Annotated in this window: 16 protein-coding genes; 6 read left to right on the top strand and 10 right to left on the bottom strand. The window is 33.0% G+C overall.

Annotated elements, in window-relative coordinates:
- Nucleotides 1-149: 149 nt before the first annotated feature.
- From LQ693_RS12065 to opp3b, 6 genes are all read right to left on the bottom strand, one after another.
- On the bottom strand, nt 150-1,805 hold the full coding sequence (locus LQ693_RS12065; protein WP_198051957.1) for a peptide ABC transporter substrate-binding protein: 1,656 nt from the start codon (nt 1,803-1,805) through the stop codon (nt 150-152).
- Between the two features lie 89 nt (nt 1,806-1,894).
- Nucleotides 1,895-3,565: a peptide ABC transporter substrate-binding protein gene (locus LQ693_RS12060; protein ID WP_239703224.1), complete on the bottom strand. Its 1,671-nt coding sequence runs from the start codon at nt 3,563-3,565 to the stop codon at nt 1,895-1,897.
- Nucleotides 3,566-3,712: 147 nt separating this feature from the next.
- Nucleotides 3,713-4,678, bottom strand: a complete 966-nt coding sequence (locus LQ693_RS12055) for an ABC transporter ATP-binding protein (RefSeq protein WP_107565304.1) — start codon at nt 4,676-4,678, stop codon at nt 3,713-3,715.
- Nucleotides 4,678-5,751, bottom strand: coding sequence for an ABC transporter ATP-binding protein (locus LQ693_RS12050; protein WP_025905682.1), 1,074 nt, complete (start codon nt 5,749-5,751; stop codon nt 4,678-4,680). Before LQ693_RS12050 ends, LQ693_RS12055 begins: the two co-directional genes overlap by 1 nt.
- 14 nt (nt 5,752-5,765) lie before the next feature.
- Entirely contained in the window at nt 5,766-6,836 is a 1,071-nt protein-coding gene (gene opp3C, locus LQ693_RS12045) for an oligopeptide ABC transporter permease (RefSeq protein WP_107565305.1), read from the bottom strand.
- Nucleotides 6,836-7,762: an oligopeptide ABC transporter permease gene (opp3b, locus tag LQ693_RS12040; protein WP_025905684.1), complete on the bottom strand. Its 927-nt coding sequence runs from the start codon at nt 7,760-7,762 to the stop codon at nt 6,836-6,838. Before opp3b ends, opp3C begins: the two co-directional genes overlap by 1 nt.
- A 381-nt stretch (nt 7,763-8,143) precedes the next feature.
- Here opp3b and LQ693_RS12035 point away from each other — a divergent pair, with 381 nt between their 5' ends.
- Nucleotides 8,144-8,515 (top strand): DUF3899 domain-containing protein, encoded by a 372-nt coding sequence (locus tag LQ693_RS12035; RefSeq protein WP_025905685.1) that lies wholly within the window; start codon nt 8,144-8,146, stop codon nt 8,513-8,515.
- Between the two features lie 66 nt (nt 8,516-8,581).
- Here LQ693_RS12035 and fabF read toward each other — a convergent pair whose 3' ends face one another.
- A complete protein-coding gene (gene fabF / locus LQ693_RS12030; RefSeq protein ID WP_025905686.1) occupies nt 8,582-9,826 on the bottom strand; it encodes a beta-ketoacyl-ACP synthase II in 1,245 nt (414 codons plus the stop codon).
- A 14-nt stretch (nt 9,827-9,840) separates the two neighbouring features.
- Nucleotides 9,841-10,782, bottom strand: coding sequence for a beta-ketoacyl-ACP synthase III (locus LQ693_RS12025; RefSeq protein WP_107565306.1), 942 nt, complete (start codon nt 10,780-10,782; stop codon nt 9,841-9,843).
- 186 nt (nt 10,783-10,968) lie between these two features.
- Between LQ693_RS12025 and LQ693_RS12020 the strand changes: the two genes are divergently transcribed.
- A complete protein-coding gene (locus tag LQ693_RS12020) occupies nt 10,969-11,172 on the top strand; it encodes a YjzD family protein (protein ID WP_025905688.1) in 204 nt (67 codons plus the stop codon).
- A 415-nt stretch (nt 11,173-11,587) separates the two neighbouring features.
- Here the strand turns inward: LQ693_RS12020 and clpB are convergent, their stop codons facing one another.
- Nucleotides 11,588-14,185 (bottom strand): ATP-dependent chaperone ClpB, encoded by a 2,598-nt coding sequence (gene clpB, locus LQ693_RS12015; RefSeq protein ID WP_107565307.1) that lies wholly within the window; start codon nt 14,183-14,185, stop codon nt 11,588-11,590.
- Between the two features lie 170 nt (nt 14,186-14,355).
- Here clpB and LQ693_RS12010 point away from each other — a divergent pair, with 170 nt between their 5' ends.
- Nucleotides 14,356-15,048 (top strand): Crp/Fnr family transcriptional regulator, encoded by a 693-nt coding sequence (locus LQ693_RS12010; protein ID WP_107565308.1) that lies wholly within the window; start codon nt 14,356-14,358, stop codon nt 15,046-15,048.
- A gap of 313 nt (nt 15,049-15,361) precedes the next feature.
- On the opposite strand, the gene LQ693_RS12005 is transcribed toward LQ693_RS12010, so the two are convergent.
- Nucleotides 15,362-15,670: a metal-sulfur cluster assembly factor gene (locus LQ693_RS12005; RefSeq protein WP_037588867.1), complete on the bottom strand. Its 309-nt coding sequence runs from the start codon at nt 15,668-15,670 to the stop codon at nt 15,362-15,364.
- Between the two features lie 119 nt (nt 15,671-15,789).
- Here LQ693_RS12005 and LQ693_RS12000 point away from each other — a divergent pair, with 119 nt between their 5' ends.
- From LQ693_RS12000 to LQ693_RS11990, 3 genes are read left to right on the top strand one after another with little or no spacing between them, the layout of a single operon-like run.
- A complete protein-coding gene (locus tag LQ693_RS12000) occupies nt 15,790-16,602 on the top strand; it encodes a Cof-type HAD-IIB family hydrolase (RefSeq protein WP_037588866.1) in 813 nt (270 codons plus the stop codon).
- 12 nt (nt 16,603-16,614) lie between these two features.
- Nucleotides 16,615-17,460, top strand: a complete 846-nt coding sequence (locus LQ693_RS11995; protein ID WP_107565311.1) for a DegV family protein — start codon at nt 16,615-16,617, stop codon at nt 17,458-17,460.
- Nucleotides 17,461-17,466: 6 nt separating this feature from the next.
- Nucleotides 17,467-18,798: a CoA-disulfide reductase gene (locus LQ693_RS11990; protein ID WP_107565312.1), complete on the top strand. Its 1,332-nt coding sequence runs from the start codon at nt 17,467-17,469 to the stop codon at nt 18,796-18,798.
- Nucleotides 18,799-19,035 lie beyond the last annotated feature (237 nt).

Here is a 19,035-nt window from a genome sequence, read left to right as displayed (position 1 = left end):
TATTCTAGCATGTAGAGATGCATTTTTTAATACAACGGTGAAACCATACTGTACCATACGCATAGCGTATGGTTTTAATTACACAAATAAACAGGGATATAAAAATCATAAACAACTGATTTTTTATATCCCTAACAATTTGTACTCAATTATTTTGCGCCTTCTATTTCAACGCCTTTTAATGTGTAATCTCCACCGTATTTATGGTTTTGCCAATTTTTAATATATGGCTGTCTCAATCGTGCAGACCCTGTTTGGAATAATGGAGATATGGATGCTGAATCTAAAAATTCTGATTCTGCATCTTGTAATGCTTTAATACGTTTGTCGCTATTTTCTGGTTTTAACATTTCATCTGAATTGGCTTCTTCTAACGCTTTATCATATGCTTTGTTAGCATATCCTGTTTGGTTATGCGGTGAATCTGATGTAAATAAATCTAAGAATGTTGTTGGATCTGGATAATCTGGGAACCAACCTGCAAATGAAATATCAAAGTCTTTTTTAGATTCAAGTGCTAGTTTTTGTTTAAATGGTTGTTGTTTAATTTTTAAAGTTACACCAGGTAAATTTTTCTCTACTTGTTCCTTAACAAATTCTCCTGCTTTTTTAGATTCATCTTCATCATACGTTAGCAATTCAATTGTAAATTTATCTTTACCTAAATCTTTTTTCGCTTGTTCAAGATGTTCTTTTGCTTCTTTTTTATTATAGCTTAGTGACGATTTCACACCTTCTGTATAATCTTTATCGTCGCTATCTTTCACGAAGTCTTTAATCATTAATGTATCTAAAGGTTTAGAACCATTGTTCAACAACGAATTCACATATGATTTCTTATCAATTGATTTCGCAATTGCTTTTCTTAAATCTTCATTTTTTAAGTTCTCATTTTTCTCTTTATTAATTCTGAAGAAGTAACTTCCTGATGTTGCTTCAGTAGAAAAATCTTCTCTGTCTTTATATTTTTTAATGTTTTGCGCATCTAAACCAACCATGTCTAGCTTACCTGTTTGATACATATTAATGGCTGTTTGCGTATTTTTAACAACTTTAACGTTCACGTCTTGAACTTTGACTTTATCTTTATCCCAATATTCATCGTTCTTTTCAAGCTTCCATTTATCTTCTGGTTTCCACTCTGTTAATTTATATGGTCCATTAGATAATGTCGTCTTAGCTGTTGTTCCAAATTTGTCACCTTGCTTTTTAACAAACTTTTCATTTTGAGGCATGTATGAACCGAATGCTAATAAACTTTCCATCCAAGGTACATCTTTAACGAGTTTAATTTGAAGTGTGTGATCATCAATCGCTTTAACACCTAATTCTTCAGGCTTTTTATCACCTTGCGTAATGTCTTTTGCATTCTCTATATTTTCAAACATATATGCAAATTCTGCAGCTGTATCTGGATCAACCGATCTTTGCCATGCAAATACAAAATCATGTGCAGTTACTGGGTCTCCGTTAGACCATTTGGCATTATCTCTTAATTCAATTGTCCATGTTTTCCCATCACTAGACTTTTTAGGTTCATCTTTTGCAACACCTGGTATAGGTTTGTCATTCTTGTCTAATACATATAAGCCTTCTAACGTTTGAGCAAAAGTTGTAAATGAAACTTGGTCAGCTGCTAATGATGGATCCATAGTTGGTATATCATCCCCTGATGATAAATTAAGTTCATTTTTAGTTTTGGATTGTTTAATATTACTACCTTTTTCATCTTTGTCATTACTACACGCTGACATAATAAGCATCAATGAGACAACTATCATAAATATGACTTTATACTTTTTCATTTTTAATGCGCCTCCTCATTATTGTGTCAAACATCGTGAATATATAAAGAAAAGCAATCAATGTTTCCATTGATTGCTTTCATTCACTTTTATTTAGCTCCAGCGATTTCTACTTCTTTAAGTGAGTAGTCTCCACCGAATTTATGTGGTTGCCAGTTTTTAACGTAAGGTTGACGTAAACGTGCAACACCTTGTTGATAAAGTGGTCCAATTGAAGCTGAGTCTAAGAACTTAGTTTCAGCATCTTGTAATAATTTAGTACGTTTAGCACTATTTTCATCTTTTAACATTTCATCAGAATTAGCTTCATCTAATGCTTTATCGTACTCAGCATTTGCATATCCAGTTTGGTTATGTGGACTATTTTTCTTGAATAAATCTAAGAATGTAGTTGAGTCTGGATAGTCAGGACCCCAACCAGCGAATGAAATGTCATAATCGCCTTTAGATTCTAACGCTAATTTTTGTTTGAACGGTTGTTGTTTAATTTTTAAAGTTACACCTGGTAAGTTTTTCTCAACTTGTTCTTTAACGAACTCAGCTGCTTTTTTAGATTCATCAGCATCATATGTTAATAACTCGATGTTGAATTTATCTTTACCAGTTGCTTTTTTAGCTTTTTCTAATAATTTCTTAGCTTCTTCTTTGTCATAATTTAATGGAGATTTAACGCCATCGATGTAGTCTTTACCGTCTTTGTCTTTAACGAAATCTTTAACCATTAATTTATCTGAAGGAACAGAACCATTGTTTAATAATGATTTAACATATTGTTCTTTATCAATAGATTTTGCGAATGCTTTTCTTAAATCTTCATTTGCTAAATCTTTATTCTTAGTTTTGTTAATTCTAAAGAAATAGTTAGAAGAGTTTAATTGAGTAGAGAAGTCTTCTCTATCTTTGTATTTTGTAACGTTTGAAGCATCTAATCCAACAGTATCTAATTTACCAGTTTGGTACATGTTAATAGCTGTTTGTACTTCTTTTACAACTTTATAGTTAACTTCTTTAAGTTTAACTTTGTCTTTATCCCAATATTCTTTGTTTGGTACAAGCTTCCAATTATCTTCAGTTTTCCATTCTTTCATAATGAATGGACCGTTTGATAATGTAGCATCAGCAGTAGTCCCGAATTTCTTACCTTGTTTCTCAACGAATTTTTCGTTTTGAGGCATGAATGAACCGAAAGCAAATAGACTTTGCATCCAAGGAACGTCTTTAATTAATTTAACTTCTAAAGTATGATCATCAATTGCTTTAACGCCTAATTCTTCAGGTTTTTTCTTACCTGCAGTGATGTCTTTAGCGTTTTCGATGTTTTCAAACATGTATGCATATTCAGCTGCTGTGTCTGGATCTACAGTTCTTTGCCAAGCATAAACGAAGTCATGTGCTGTAACTGGATCACCATTTGACCATTTTGCATTGTCTCTTAATTTGATAGTCCAAGTTTTACCGTCTGCAGATTTTTCAGGATCTGCTTTTGCAACACCTGGTGCAGGATTATCATCTTTATCTAATACATATAATCCTTCTAAAGTTTGGTTAAACGTAAAGAATGATACTTGGTCTGTTGCTAAAGATGAATCCATAGTTGGAATATCTGATGTTGAAGATAAGTTTAAGACGTTTTCAGATTTTTCACTCTTAACGCCGCCTTTACCACCTTCGTCACTTTTAGAACCGCCACCACTACATGCTGCTAACGTTAAAACAGCTGCAACGAGTATTGACAATAAAACCGAAATCTTCTTCCTCATATAGCTTTTCCCCCTTGTTTTCTTTCCCCTGATTAATCAGAAGAGTTATTATAATTATATTTTAAAAATGTATGAATAACAACAAAAATTCACACAATTTTCAAACAATTGTTAAAATACGATAAATCTAGATTAAAAACTATAATATTATGCTTCTGTTAAATCAAAGTCTTTATTATAGTTGGCCTTCTTCTCAGCAAATTCTTTTTCAGAACAATATACAAAGTGATCCGGACCTACTTCTCTTAATTCTAGTTTGTCGTCGTCTTCATATTTATGTATATCTGGATTATATGAAGATCTTGTTCTTGTTCGTTCAGAATCAGGATCTGGTAATGGAATCGCTGATAACAATGATTTAGTATATTCATGTTGAGGATGCTTATAAATTTGGTCAGATGGTCCAAGTTCAACCAATTTACCAAAGTACATTACACCGATTCTATCTGAAATATATTTAACCATTGATAAATCATGCGCGATGAATAAGAACGTAATGCCTTTTTCATCTTGTAGCTTTTGCATTAAGTTAACAACTTGTGCTTGAATCGAAACGTCAAGTGCAGAGATAGGTTCATCTGCAATAATGAATTCTGGTTCAACAGCTAATGCACGCGCAATTCCTAACCTTTGTCTTTGTCCACCAGAGAACTCATGTGGATATCTATTAGCATGCTCTTTATTTAAACCAACTGTTTCAAGTAATTCGTAAACACGTTTTTTTCTTTCTTCTTTACTTGAAACGAGTTTGTGAACATCTAAACCTTCAGCAATTATATCCATAACTTTAAGACGTGGGTTTAACGATGCATATGGATCTTGGAAAATCATTTGCATACGACGATTAAATCGTAATAAGTCTTTACGCTTTTTGATATTTTGTATATCAACGTTATCAAAGATGACTTTCCCGTCAGTTGCATCATATAGTTTAATAAGTGTGCGTCCCGTTGTGGATTTACCACAACCAGACTCACCAACTAAACCTAATGTTTCACCTTTAAATATTTGAAACGAGATATCATCTACCGCTCTTACCTCATTTTTCTTGCCTACGTTGAAATATTGCTTTAAATTTTGAACATCAATCAGTACTTCTCTTTTATCAGCCATTAGAACGTCACCCTTTCTACACGTTTTGGCTTGTCAAATTGATCTGGTGTTGCTTTTTGTTTTAATTTAACAGCTTCTGGTAATTCTACTTTAGGTGCTCTTTCATCTAACAACCATGACTTCACAAAGTGTGTAGGTGAAATTTGGAACCAAGGTGGCTCTTCCTTAAAGTCAATATCTAAGGCATATTCACTACGTCTAGCAAAAGCATCTCCAACAGGTGGCTTGATTAAATCTGGTGGTGTTCCAGGGATAGCCAAAAGTTCTGTATCATGAGATGTTTCTAAACTTGGCATAGATGATAGTAAGCCCCATGTGTATGGATGTTTAGGGTTATAGAAAATTTCATCAACTGAACCAGTTTCTACAATTTGTCCACCATACATTACTGCTACTCTATCTGCCACGTTAGCTACTACACCTAAGTCATGTGTAATAAAGATAATAGAAGTATCTATTTTATGTTGTAATTCTTTCATCAATTCTAATATTTGTGCTTGAATCGTTACGTCTAATGCTGTTGTAGGTTCATCTGCAATTAAGATTTTAGGGTCACAAGCTAATGCTGTAGCAATAACAATCCTTTGTCTTTGTCCACCAGAGAATTGGTGAGGATAGTTATTAAACCTTTCTTTTGCTTTCGGTAAACCTACTAAATTTAAAATATCTAATGCGCGCTTTTTCGCATCTTGTTTAGATAATTTTTGATGCTTAATAAGTGGTTCCATGACTTGCTTACCAATCTTCATAGTTGGATTGAGTGAAGTCATAGGATCTTGGAATATCATACCAATCTCTTTACCACGAATCTTCTGCATTTCTTTTTCGCTTAATTTTGCAATATCTTTCCCGTCAAACAAGATAGAACCGTCTTTAATTCGACCTACTTTTCTAGGCAATAAGCGTGTTAATGCTTTAGTCGTAACAGATTTACCTGAACCTGATTCACCAACTATCGCAAGTGTTTCCCCTTTATCTAAATAAAAGTCTACACCTCTTACTGCTTGTACTTCCCCCGCGTCAATGTCGAAGGAAACATGTAAGTTATTTACTTCTAATATTCTCTTAGCCATAATTAATTTCCTCCTTATTTACGCATTTTAGGGTCAAACGCATCTCTTAAACCATCACTGAATAAGTAGAAGAATAAGATTAATAAACTTAATACTGTTGCTGGTACGAATAATTCATGTGGGTAAATCAGCAACATTTTTCTACCTGTATCAACTAATGAACCTAGTGATGCTTGTGGTGCTGGAATACCTAATCCAATGAAGCTTAAGAATGCTTCGAAGAAAATTGCACTTGGAACTGTAAACATTGACGTTACAATAATTGGGCCAAGTGTATTTGGTAAAATATGTTTAAAGATTAATTTAAAGTTAGAAACCCCTAATGTTCTTGATGCCATTACGAATTCTTGTTCTTTAATTTTCAAGAATTGTCCACGTACAATACGACTCATACCGAGCCAACCTGTTACGGACATGGCTAAAATAATTGTCCATATAGATGGATCAAATAGTAATACGAATAAAATTACGACGATTAAGTTTGGAATAGAAGAAAGTATTTCTACAATACGTTGTAAAATATCATCTATTCTTCCTCCGAAGTAACCTGATACAGCACCGTAAATAACACCGATAAAGATATCTAGAGCTGCCGCTACAACACCGATGAATAAGGATACTTGTGTACCTCTCCAAGTACGTGTCCATAAGTCACGCCCAAGTTCATCCGTACCGAACCAGTAATTTTCTTGAACGTTTTGACTTTCATATAAGTCAAAGCCATCTCTATCAGTACCATCAAATGGTAAGAACGGAACTTTATCTAATACTGGAATTTTCGGTGGTAAGTTCGCATGTGAAACGTTTTGATCACTGAATTTATGATCGTTCATTAATGGTCCTACTAAAGAAAGAATTGTCAGTAAGATAAGGAATATTAAACCAACAATCGCTAGTCTATTCCCTACAAGTTGCTTCCAAGCATCTTGCCAGAATGTACGACTTTTTCTTTCGAATTTTTCTTCTACTACTTTATCTCTTCCATGTAATACAAAGCTTTCTGCTGGCATACCTTGTGTTGAGTGTGTAACAGAGGCGTTATCATAACCGCTATTATTTAACTTGTTATCATCATTATTAGCCATTATTTTTTACCTCCTTCAACACGGATTCTTGGATCTACTAATCCGTAAAGTACATCAACTAAAAAGATTGAAATAATAAATAAGAAACTGAATAGTAATGTTAAAGCCATAATGACTGGATAGTCATTTGTTTGTATTGATCGAACGAATTGGTCACCTAGACCAGGAACGCCGAATATATTTTCAATTGTCAAAGTACCTGTTAAGATACCTGCTAACATTGGAACGATAATCGTAATGATTGGAATTAATCCATTACGTACTGCATGTCCAAAGATAACACGTGCACTTGACATCCCCTTAGCTCTTGCTAATTCTATGTAATCAGAACTTAGGACCTCAATCATTTCAGAACGTATATAACGTGCAATTGTTGCTGTTACACCTGCTGCTAACGCAATTGATGGTAATACAGCAGTCATAAATCCACTCCAACCTGCTACAGGGAATATTTGCCATTCAACAGCAAATACATATTGTAGTAGTACAGCTAGAACGAATGATGGAACTGAAATAAATATTACCGATAGGAAGGTGGCCCCATAGTCTACTATTGTATTTTGCCTGATTGCAGCAACTATACCTAATAATAAACCAGTAATAGTTCCTAAAATCATCGCATATGTACCCATTTCTACAGATGGTCCAAGTCTAGGTTTAATTAAACTCCAAACCTCTCTGTTATCGTATTGGAATGAAATACCAAAATCACCTTTTGCGACATTTTTTAAATAGTTCGCGTATTGTACTGGTACAGGATCATTCAAACCATACTTTTCATTTATAATAACCTTCTGCTCTTCTGATAATTTCTCATCGTTGTACGGTGAACCCGGTAACAATTTCATTAAGAAAAATGTTATCGTCATAATTAAAAACAATGATATGAACATATAAATAATACGTTTCAAAGTATATCTAACCATTGTTTTGCCTCCAATCCCCTTATCGAATTCATATTTCTTTTAATATTCAGAAATATTTATATACATTATACAGAATTTATACAATGTAAATCAACACGAATATTCAGAATTTTGAATATGAAAGTGTTCAAAATAATAGATTATTTTATTACGATAAAGCGACAACGCGATATCGATATACACTTTAATAGCATAAATATACAACATTTGTTTACTAATTACCTATTTTTTCTAATTTTCAGTCATTTACTATGTAGTAGCATACAATAATTATACATAAGTAAAATTACACTTATTTTTTTATTAAGTTCCACAAAACATAAATATTTTTTTCTAATCTGTTATAATACACTTAAATCTAATGATAAGAGGTAGGTAATAATGAAATTTTGGGGTATTTTTACTATAGGTTATATTGGCCTATTTGCTGTCCTTTGTCTTATCTTTTTAAAAGACCTAGATCAAGCAGCTAATATATACTTTTACATCATGACAATTGCTTTTGCAGCAAGTTGGATTGTTGCGATGAAACAAGATGGCGTTGGAGAAGTTTCTAGACAAGCAGTTCGGAAGTTTAATTTTCATATGAAGTCTAAAGCGTCACAAGATTATTTGAAAGACGATGAAATCATGAATCCAAATATGAAAGAACTACATTTAAAAGAAAGAACAATACATAACTGGGTATTACCTTTTGTCGTATTAAGTACATTATTTTTTATTATCTCAATCTTTCTAGGGTTTATCGTTTAATATTTTTCATAAATAAAAAGCAGAAACACCAACTTTTCATTGGTATTTCTGCTTTATTTTTATGAGCTATTTTTGATATTTTTTGAAGACTAATACTGCATTATGTCCACCAAAGCCTAAGCTGTTACTCATAGCGTACTCAATATCTAATTTAGCCGCTTCATTAGGCGTATAGTCTAAATCGATTTCTGGATCTGGTGTGTTTGCATTAATTGTCGGAGCGACAATACTATTTTCAATTGATAAAGCCGTTAAGATTGATTCAACTGCACCAGTTGCACCAAGTAAATGACCCATCATTGATTTAGTTGAACTTATTTTTAAGTTCTTAGCTGCATCACCGAAAGTAGATTTAATAGCTAATACTTCATATAAATCACCAATTGGTGTACTTGTACCGTGTGCATTTAAATATTGGATATCTTCTGGTTTAATACCAGCATCTTTAATGGCTGCTTGCATTGCACGAGCACCGCCTTCTCCATTTGGAGATGGAGCTGTTATATGGAATGCATCCCCAGTTGATCCATATCCTACTACCTCAGCATAAATATGTGCACCACGTGCTTCAGCTGATTCTAATGATTCTAATACAACTACACCAGCACCTTCACCCATGATGAAGCCATCTCTTCCTTCTTGGAAAGGACGACACGCTGTATTTTTGTCAGGATTTGTAGATAATGCTTTATTCGCACTGAAACCTGCAATAGCCATTTCTGTTATAGGTGCCTCTGTACCACCAGCTAACATAACATCAGCATCACCACGTTGGATGATTTTAAATGCATCACCTATAGAGTTTGTACCTGTTGCACAAGCAGTAACTGTACAACCATTTGGACCTTTAGCGCCTAAATCTATAGATACTTGACCAGTTGCCATATCTGGAATCATCATTGGTACGAAGAAAGGACTTACACGTTTTGGACCACGTTTTAAAAGCATATTGTGTGAGTATTCGAATGTTTCCATACCACCAATACCTGAACCAATCCAAACACCTACACGATGACTATTTTCATCTGTAATTTCATATTTAGAATCTTTTAAAGCTTCACGCGCAGCAACAATTGCATATTGCGTAAATCTGTCCATTTTACGAGCATCTTTTTTCGGAATATGATCATCAATATTGAAGTCTTTTAATTCACCCGCTAATTTAGCTGGAAATTCAGAAACATCAATCCTTGTTACTTCGTCTATGCCGTTTTTACCGTTAATTGCATTTTCCCAAGTAGTAGGCACGTCATTTCCTAAAGGATTTAATGTACCTAAACCAGTCATTACAACACGTTTTTTCTCTGTCATTATCCAATTTCCTCCTATTTACCCCAGCGTAACGTTATGGCACCCCAAGTCAGGCCGCCACCAAATCCAACTAGGACTATTGTATCGTTATCTTTTATTTTACCTTGTTCTAATTCATATGCAATACTTAAGGGTATTGAAGCTGCAGATGTATTCCCGTATCTATCTACAGTTACACTCATCTTCTCTTTAGCAATACCTAATCTTTCACGAGCAGATTCCATAATTCTGATATTAGCTTGATGTGGTACAAACATATCGATGTCTTCTGATTGTAGACCTGCTTTTTCTACTGCTTTAGTTGAAGCTTCACCCATAATTCTAACTGCAAACTTAAAGACTTCACGTCCATTCATTTGGATTGTATTAGCATCCATATCTTGATATAGGTGTGGTCCACCATTACCATCTGAACCAAGCTCAACACTTAGTATACCTTTACCTTCTGATACTTCGCCAATGATAGCTGCGCCAGCACCATCACCAAATAATATAGCTGTACTTCTGTCATTCATATCTGTAATTTTCGTTAGTTTATCAGCACCAACTACTAATACATTTTTATAAAGACCAGATTGTACAAATTGTTGTGCAGTTACTATACCATAAATAAAACCAGTACATGCAGCAAGTTGATCCATAGATGGCACTTTATTTAAACCTAATCTTTTTTGTAACGTAGTTGCTACAGTTGGAAATGGTTTATCCCCTGTTGAAGTTGCTACGATGATCATTTCGATTTCTTCTTTATCTAGACCTGAATCTTCAATCGCTCTTACCGCAGCTTCGTATGCTAAATCACTTGTATCTTCAGTATCATCAGCAAAACGTCTTTCTTTTATACCAGTCATTTTTGTAATCCATTCATCTGATGTATCTAAATAACTTTCAAAATGTTCATTTTTTACCACGCGTTTAGGCGCATATGCCCCAAAACCTTTTATACCAATATCCATTATATTGACACCTTCTTATAATCTGTTGTTATTATCAGGTACTAATTTAACATACTTATACCATTATACACAAGCACAGACTCACTTTTAAAAATATTTAAATCGTTTTCATCATATAAGGTATACAATTTATAAAAAGTTAATTATAATGAATGATATGACATTAACAGTTACGGAGGATAAAAAATGCAATACATCTTAACTTTTATATGGGCATTCTTATTATCACAAATGATAAACTTTGTTTTACATAGTTTAGGCGGTTCAGATGAAGCGCTAAATTTTGTTAGTCCAACTATTTATGCAATCATTTTTACAGTTGTTATTATTCTTTTAGATGCTTTAGTTGGTAAATCTTCTTCGGACAAACAAAGTACACAACATTCATAAAAAATTCCCGTCAATTATATGACGGGATTTTTTGTTTGTGATTAACTATATTTTTTCTGGCTTATATTCACGGTTTGTACAGGGGCGTTGTGAACACTTTTCGCCAAACTTGTTCATAACGGGGGCGTTAGTTACAAAAATCGGTCAAAGTGTTACTATGGGCGGCTATAATTACAAAAGTCGGTCAAAGTGTTACTATGGACCGCTATAGTTACAAAACTCGGCCGAAGTGTTACTATGGACCGCTATAGTTACAAAACTCGGCCGAAGTGTTACTATGGACACTCGTTATTTGCACTTCTAATCAAAACTGCTAATAACACACCCACTATTTGCACTTCTCACCTAACTTGCTAATTACTACCTTATACACAACACCAAAAAAATCCCGCCAATTACATGACGGGATACTTTATTATGCATTTACTTCAAATTTAACTTCACCATCTACTAAGTGTACGTTTACTATTGTACCTTCTTTTAATTCTTGACCGATCATCAATCTTGCTAATGGTGTTTCAATTTGTCTTTGTACAAATCGTTTCAATGGTCTTGCACCAAATTGTGGTTCATACGCTTCTTCAGCTATCCACTCTTTCACATCTTGGTCTACACTCACTTTGATGTGTTGATCTACTAATCGAATGTTTAAGTTTGTAATAATATGATCTACGATATGACTCATATCTTTAATAGAAAGTGGTTTGAATAATACGATATCATCCATTCTGTTTAATATTTCTGGTTTAAAGTATGCATGCAAGCTATCGTCTACTTGTTTTTTAGCTGATTCTTCAATTTCACCATTTTCAGTAACGCCATCTAATAAATATTGTGATCCAATGTTACTTGTCATAATGATAATTGTATTTTTAAAATCAACACTGCGACCTTTTGCATCTGTTAATCTACCTTCATCTAATAATTGAAGTAATACATTAAACACATCATTGTGTGCCTTTTCAATTTCATCTAATAAAATAACTGAATATGGTTGTCTTCTAACCGCTTCTGTTAATTGGCCACCTTCTTCATAACCTACATAACCTGGAGGCGCACCAATCAAACGTGCTACAGAGTGTTTTTCCATATATTCACTCATATCAATTCTGATCATATGTTTTTCAGAATCAAATAATGTTGCTGCTAATGTCTTAGCTAATTCAGTTTTACCGACACCAGTAGGACCTAAGAATAAGAAACTACCAATCGGTCTATTTGGGTCTTTAATACCTGCTCTTGCTCTTACAACAGCATCTGACACTAAATCTACAGCTTCATCTTGACCAACAACTCTTTCATGTAGAATGTCTGAAAGTTTAAGTAATTTTTCTCTTTCAGTTTCAACAAGTCTTGATACTGGGATACCTGTCCATTGACTGACGATATAACCAATTTCTTCATCTGTTACAACTTCTCTAATAAGTCGGTCATGATCAGATCCTGTTTCTTCAGCAAATGCTTCTTCTAATTCTTTTAATTCTGCTTCTATTTGTGGAATCTTGCCGTGTTTAAGTTCTGCTGCTTTAGCTAAATCATATTGATTTTCTGCATTTTCAAGCGCTTGTTTACTTTCATCTAATTCTGCTCTTTTATCTTGTAATGATTTGATTTGTTCTTTCTCTTGTTCAACTTTACTTTGTAATTGTTGTTGTTTTTCTTTTTCATCGGCTAATTCTTTTTGTAATTCTTCTAGACGAATTTGACTGCTTTGGTCAGATTCTGATTTAAGTGCATTTTCTTCAATTTCTAACTGCATCACACGTCTATTTACAGCATCTAACTCAGTTGGATTAGAACCCATTTCTGTACGTATTGTTGCACAAGCTTGGTCTACTAAATCTATCGCTTTGTCTGGTAAGAATCTATCTGTAATATATCTATCTGATAATTCAGTTGCTGCCACTAATGCTCTATCTTGAATACGAACACCATGGTGTACTTCATATCTTTCTTTCAAACCTCTTAAAATTGAAATAGTATCTTCTAAGTCAGGTTCTTTAACGTTTACTTTTTGGAAACGTCTTTCTAATGCTGAATCTTTTTCAATGTATTGACGATATTCATTTAAAGTTGTTGCACCGATACAGTGTAACTCACCTCTTGCTAACATTGGTTTAAGCATGTTACCTGCATCCATTGCACCGTCTGTTTTACCTGCACCAACTAACATATGAATTTCATCAATGAATAATAAAATTCTTCCTTCAGATTCTTTAACTTCTTTTAAGACTGCTTTTAATCTTTCTTCAAATTCACCGCGGAATTTGGCACCAGCTACTAATGCTGATAAATCTAATTCAAAAATTGTTTTATCTAATAGTGATTCAGGAACATCTCTTTTAACAATTCGTTGAGCAAGTCCTTCTACAATGGCTGTTTTACCAACACCAGGCTCACCTATTAATACTGGGTTATTTTTAGTTTTTCTACTTAATATACGAATCGTATTACGAATTTCCTCATCTCTACCGATTACAGGATCCATTTTCCCTTTTCGAACTTCTTCGACTAAATCTCTACCGTATTTAGATAATGCTTCATATTGTACTTCAGGATTTTGTGATGTCACACGATTCCCTCCTCTTATTTTATTAATAATTTCATTAATGACTTCTTTTTTATTGCCTACAATATCGATTGTTGTTTGGTCAACTTCGATGGCTGCTTTTAAGATATGCTCCATAGACATATAGTCATCTTGCATTTCTTCTTTAATTTTATCTGCTTTATTAAATAATTCATTAAGCTTTGGCGAAATATATTGTCCATATTGGACGTTATCACCTTTAACTACAGAATATTGTTTTAACTTTTGTTCATATTTATCTTTTAAAATTTCTGTATCAATATTTGCTCTTTCAAGCGTTCTTTTAAAAATACTTTCATCTTCATTTAATGCTGCAAGTAATACAGCTTCTATTTCAATATTTTGTAGTTGATATGATTGTGATAATTGTTGTGCTTGTTCAATTGCACTTTGTACGGAATATGTCATCTGATTAATATCCAAATGTATCACCTCTTTAAATTTTCAACGGCCAATAGTTTGACTATCTTTGACCTTAATTTGATTATATACCTTTTGACCTTCTTTGACAAATATAAAGCACCAAAATTACAAACCTTTTTTATGACATTTTATGGTAAACTATAAGTGAAATCATAAGGGGAAGTGATCTTTTGCAAACTACATATACAGAAGCAACTTCAATTATTGAGTATATTATTCAACATGGTCAACGACACCATTTTGATGCCCACCATTATATATACCATACTGGAGACTTATGTAATCATATTTATGTAATTGTAGAGGGAAAAGTCATTACACATCGCGTAATGGAAGACGGGAAAGAATTTAATACTAAACTATTAGGCAGACATAGTATTTTCGGTTCGACTACATTATTTTGTGGAAGAAAGACACATAGCCTTTCAGCAAGAGTAAAAGAAGCAGCTGTCGTATTTAGTATTCCTAAAGTACAATTCGAAGAAGCCATTTTAAACGATGAAGTGCTTAAATATGAATGGTTACTGTGGGTACAAAATGAAAACGAAAAAAATGAATATCAAATTAGAGATGTCTACACACTTGGTAAAACAGGTGCATTCTATTCAATATTGATTAAATTAGCAAATACATATGGCATACAAGATGAAAATAGCATTTTGATCAATGTAGATTTAACCAATCATGAATTAGCCAATTTTTGTAATGTAACAAGAGAAAGTGTTAACCGTATGTTGAGTAATTTAAAGAAAGAGAAAATCGTCTCCATCAATCATAAGAAAATCACAATACACGACTTAGATTATTTAAAGCGAGCCATCAATTGCGAAAATTGTCCTTTATCCATATGTAGGATAGAATAAGGATTAAGATTTTAAAACCTTTATTCTATAAGGAGGATATCAATGAAAAACTTAATCTGGATTATTCTAGGTTTATGTAGTTTAGCCTATTCTATAAATTTATTTTATAATGCAATTTTTAATAACAAGCCTTTGAATCCTGTTACCACTATCATATTGATATTCGTTATATTTTATATCGTCTATGCTTTAATCTCAGACAAGCATAAGAAACCAAAGTCTAATAATAATTAATTTCAGACAAATAACTATAAACAACAAAAGCAGTAGAGATCATGTTTTAAACATGATCTCTACTGCTTTTTGATTACTTTTAGCTTACACCTAATGCAATTTTAGCGTAACGTGACATTTTGTCTTTGCCCCATGGTGGATTCCAGACAATGTTAACTTCTGTTTCTTTAATTTCAGGTAATTCTGCTAATGCAGTTTTAACCTGATCTATAATTTGTGGCCCCATTGGACAACCCATAGAAGTTAAAGTCATTTCTACTGTGCATAATCCTTCGTCGTCTAAGTCAACGTTATATACAAGACCTAAGTTAACTATGTCTATTCCTAGTTCTGGGTCAATTACATTCTCAAGTGCACCGATAATACTATCTTTCATTGCTTCTTCCATATTTTCACCTCATTCTAAAAGTTACTATATATAATATATCAAATTTAAAGCATGGGTTAAAGAAAATGATATGATATTATTGTATGTATCATAAAGAAAAATGGTAAGGAGTTATCGATATGGAAAAACATTTAATTTGTTTAGATTTAGATGGCACATTATTAAACGATGAAAAGCGCATCTCACCTTTTACTAAAAAAGTATTACAGTATTTAAAAAAATCCGGTCATGAAATTATGATTTCAACTGGTAGACCATATCGAGCAAGTGTGGATTATTACAATGCAATGAATATGAATACCCCGATCATTAATTTTAATGGTGCTTATATTCATCATCCAACAGATAATAGGTTCCCAACGAAACATGAACAATTTGATACTCGTATCGCATACAAAATTTATAAAGATATTAGTCAACTTGATATTAAAAATATTATTGCTGAAGTTAAAGACCAAGTGTATATCAACAACTATGATCAATCATTATTTGAAGGATTCAGTATGGGCAATCCTGAAATAAAATATGGAGAACTTGATCAATTACTACCTGAATCTCCTACGAGTTTATTAATTCAAGCAGAAGAAAGTGAAATTCCACGTATTAAAAGGCATTTAAATAAACACTATGCTGAATTTATAGAACATCGTCGTTGGGGTGCTCCATTTCCTGTTATTGAAATTGTTAAAAAGGGTATTAACAAAGGTAAAGCGGTAAAATATGTCGCTGAATATTTAGATATAGATTTTGATAATATTATTGCTTTTGGTGATGAAGATAATGATTTTGAAATGATTCAATTTGCCAATTATGGTATCGCAATGGGAAATGCTATTCCAGAACTTAAAGAAATTGCAACAGAAGTTACAGACACTAATAATAATGATGGTATCGGAAAATACTTAAACAAACATTTTGACTTAAATATGTAAGGGGATTTTTACATGAAAATGATCGTGGATAGTGGTTCAGATTTAACGTTATCTCAAATTGAAGAAAAAGGATTTTACTTCTTACCTTTCGGAATTGTCATTGATGATCAAAATAAAGTTGATCAATATGAAATCTCAAACGAAGAAGTATTAGCAGCAATTAAAAACAATAAACATCCAAAGACGAATCAAGCTACTATGGAACAAATGACAAAAGTATTTACTGAAGTTGCAGAAAAGAAAGAACAAGCCATTTACTTAGCTTTTAGTAGTGCTTTAAGTGGGACATATCAAACGGCTTGCTTAGTTAAAGAACAAGTGAAAGAAACATACCCAGACCTTGATTTAACGATTTACGACACATTAAGTGCATCAATGGGATGCGGTAAATTAATTCTCGATGTACAAGATAAAATTGAACAGTCCTATACTTTTGAAGAGCTTGACGCTTATATTAAAGAGCGAATTGATAAAATTAGACACTTATTTACAGTTAAAGATTTAAACTATTTAGCTAGTGGTGGCAGACTTTCTAAAGGACAAGCATTTTTAGGTAATTTATTAAATATTAAGCCACTCCTTCATGTTGAAGAAGGTAAACTTGTTCCGATTGAGAAGCATCGAGGCTCTAAAAAATTATGGCATGCCATTATTGATAAGATGAAAAAAGAAAATAGTGATTACTCTGGTGACATTATTTATATGACACATGCTGATGATATTGAAGAAGCAGAAAAAATTAAAGCACTGATACAATCAAATCTTTCACCTAAAGATGTTGTCATTTCAAATATCGGACCAGTTATATGTTCACACACTGGTAGTGGCACAGTCGCTATATTCTATTATAAGGAGTGATGGTAAGTGGCTAAAATTATCGTAATCGGTGCAGTTGCTGGAGGCGCAACAGTTGCATCGCAAATTCGACGACTTGATCCGGATAGTGATATTACAGTTTATGAAAAAGATAGAGATATGAGCTTTGCAAACTGTGGCCTTCCCTATTATTTAGGAGAAGTCGTAGAAGATAGAGATATGATGTTATCAGCGACACCTGATCAATTTAAAGAGAAAAAACATATTACAGTTAAAACTTATCATGAAGCAATCGAATTAAATGATGCTAAAAAAACAATCACGATTAAAAATCATGAAACTGGTGAAATTTTTGAAGATGTATATGACAAACTTATTTTAAGTCCGGGTTGTCGTGCAAGACATTTAGGTTTTCAATCTGACCGTGTATTCACATTAAGAAACTTAGTAGATACTGACAAAATAGAAGACTTTATTCAAAAAGAAAATGTTCAATCTGCATTAATTGTCGGTGCTGGTTATGTGAGTTTAGAAATTTTGGAGAATTTATATAATAGAAATATCCATACAACTTTGATACATCGTAGCGACCACATTAATAAAAGTATGGATAAAGATTTAAATAAAGTTATATTTGATGAGTTAGAAAAACGACATATTCCTTATAAATTAAATGAAGAAATTGCGGATATTTCAGGACGAGAAGTAACTTTTAAATCCGGTATAACAGAGTCATATGACATAGTCATTACTGGTGTTGGAATTGAACCAAATAGTGATTGGTTAAAATCATCTTCACTTAAATTAAATGAAAAAGGCTATATCCCAGTAAATGAATATTTCGAAACGAATTTAGATGATGTATATGCATTAGGTGATGTGATTGAAACATTCTATAGACATACAAAGAAACCAACTAGTGTCACTTTAGCTTGGGGTGCCCATAGAGCAGCAGTATTAATCGCTGAAAATATTACTTCAAATTCATCAAGTCCTAAAGCTACTTTCAAAGGTTTACTTGGTACAAATATTGTGAAAATGTTTGATTATGCATTAGGTAGTGTTGGCGTTTCAGAAAGTGAACTCTCAAATTATGATTATGAAGTAGTTGAACAAACTCAAAAACAACATGCTGGCTATTATCCTAGTGCCGAACCACTTACATTACGCGTTTATTTTGATAAAGCAACACGCAAAATATTACGTGCATGTGCAGTCGGTAAAGATGGTGCTGATAAACGAATTGATATTATAGCTACAGCAATAATAGGAGACCTAACTGTAGACGAACTACGTGATATCGAGATCGCTTATGCACCACCATTCTCTAGTCCAAAAGATATTGTTAATATGATTGGTTATAAAGCACAATCAATATAAAAGCATGTGAATTATAATAGAGCGACCCGAAAACGATGTTTTCGGGTCGGTAATTTTATTTATCGGCCTGTAAATCCTGTTTTCGGGTCGATAATTTTATTTATCGACCTGTAAATCCTGTTTTCGGGTCGATATTTTATTTTATCGGAGTCAAGTCCATATGTTTGTGTAATATCTTTAGTATGTAATCAACCTTTGGTTTTTAATGAATCGAACAACTATATTTGTTTTGAAGTT

Source organism: Mammaliicoccus sp. B-M6 (genome assembly GCF_022386965.1).
In the GTDB taxonomy this organism is placed as follows: domain Bacteria; phylum Bacillota; class Bacilli; order Staphylococcales; family Staphylococcaceae; genus Mammaliicoccus; species Mammaliicoccus sciuri_A.
This window is presented reverse-complemented; position numbering and strand designations above follow the sequence as displayed.

What these genes read in the sequence shown, in the direction of transcription:
- fabF (WP_025905686.1), bottom strand. Translation starts at nt 9,826, where the DNA reads ATGACAGAGAAAAAACGTGTTGTAATGACTGGTTTAGGTACATTAAAT.
- LQ693_RS12025 (WP_107565306.1), bottom strand. Translation starts at nt 10,782, where the DNA reads ATGGATATTGGTATAAAAGGTTTTGGGGCATATGCGCCTAAACGCGTG.
- opp3b (WP_025905684.1), bottom strand. Translation starts at nt 7,762, where the DNA reads ATGGTTAGATATACTTTGAAACGTATTATTTATATGTTCATATCATTG.
- LQ693_RS12020 (WP_025905688.1), top strand. Translation starts at nt 10,969, where the DNA reads ATGCAATACATCTTAACTTTTATATGGGCATTCTTATTATCACAAATG.
- LQ693_RS12035 (WP_025905685.1), top strand. Translation starts at nt 8,144, where the DNA reads ATGAAATTTTGGGGTATTTTTACTATAGGTTATATTGGCCTATTTGCT.
- LQ693_RS12055 (WP_107565304.1), bottom strand. Translation starts at nt 4,678, where the DNA reads ATGGCTGATAAAAGAGAAGTACTGATTGATGTTCAAAATTTAAAGCAA.
- LQ693_RS12005 (WP_037588867.1), bottom strand. Translation starts at nt 15,670, where the DNA reads ATGGAAGAAGCAATGAAAGATAGTATTATCGGTGCACTTGAGAATGTA.
- LQ693_RS12050 (WP_025905682.1), bottom strand. Translation starts at nt 5,751, where the DNA reads ATGGCTAAGAGAATATTAGAAGTAAATAACTTACATGTTTCCTTCGAC.
- LQ693_RS12065 (WP_198051957.1), bottom strand. Translation starts at nt 1,805, where the DNA reads ATGAAAAAGTATAAAGTCATATTTATGATAGTTGTCTCATTGATGCTT.
- LQ693_RS12060 (WP_239703224.1), bottom strand. Translation starts at nt 3,565, where the DNA reads ATGAGGAAGAAGATTTCGGTTTTATTGTCAATACTCGTTGCAGCTGTT.
- LQ693_RS12000 (WP_037588866.1), top strand. Translation starts at nt 15,790, where the DNA reads ATGGAAAAACATTTAATTTGTTTAGATTTAGATGGCACATTATTAAAC.
- opp3C (WP_107565305.1), bottom strand. Translation starts at nt 6,836, where the DNA reads ATGGCTAATAATGATGATAACAAGTTAAATAATAGCGGTTATGATAAC.
- LQ693_RS11995 (WP_107565311.1), top strand. Translation starts at nt 16,615, where the DNA reads ATGAAAATGATCGTGGATAGTGGTTCAGATTTAACGTTATCTCAAATT.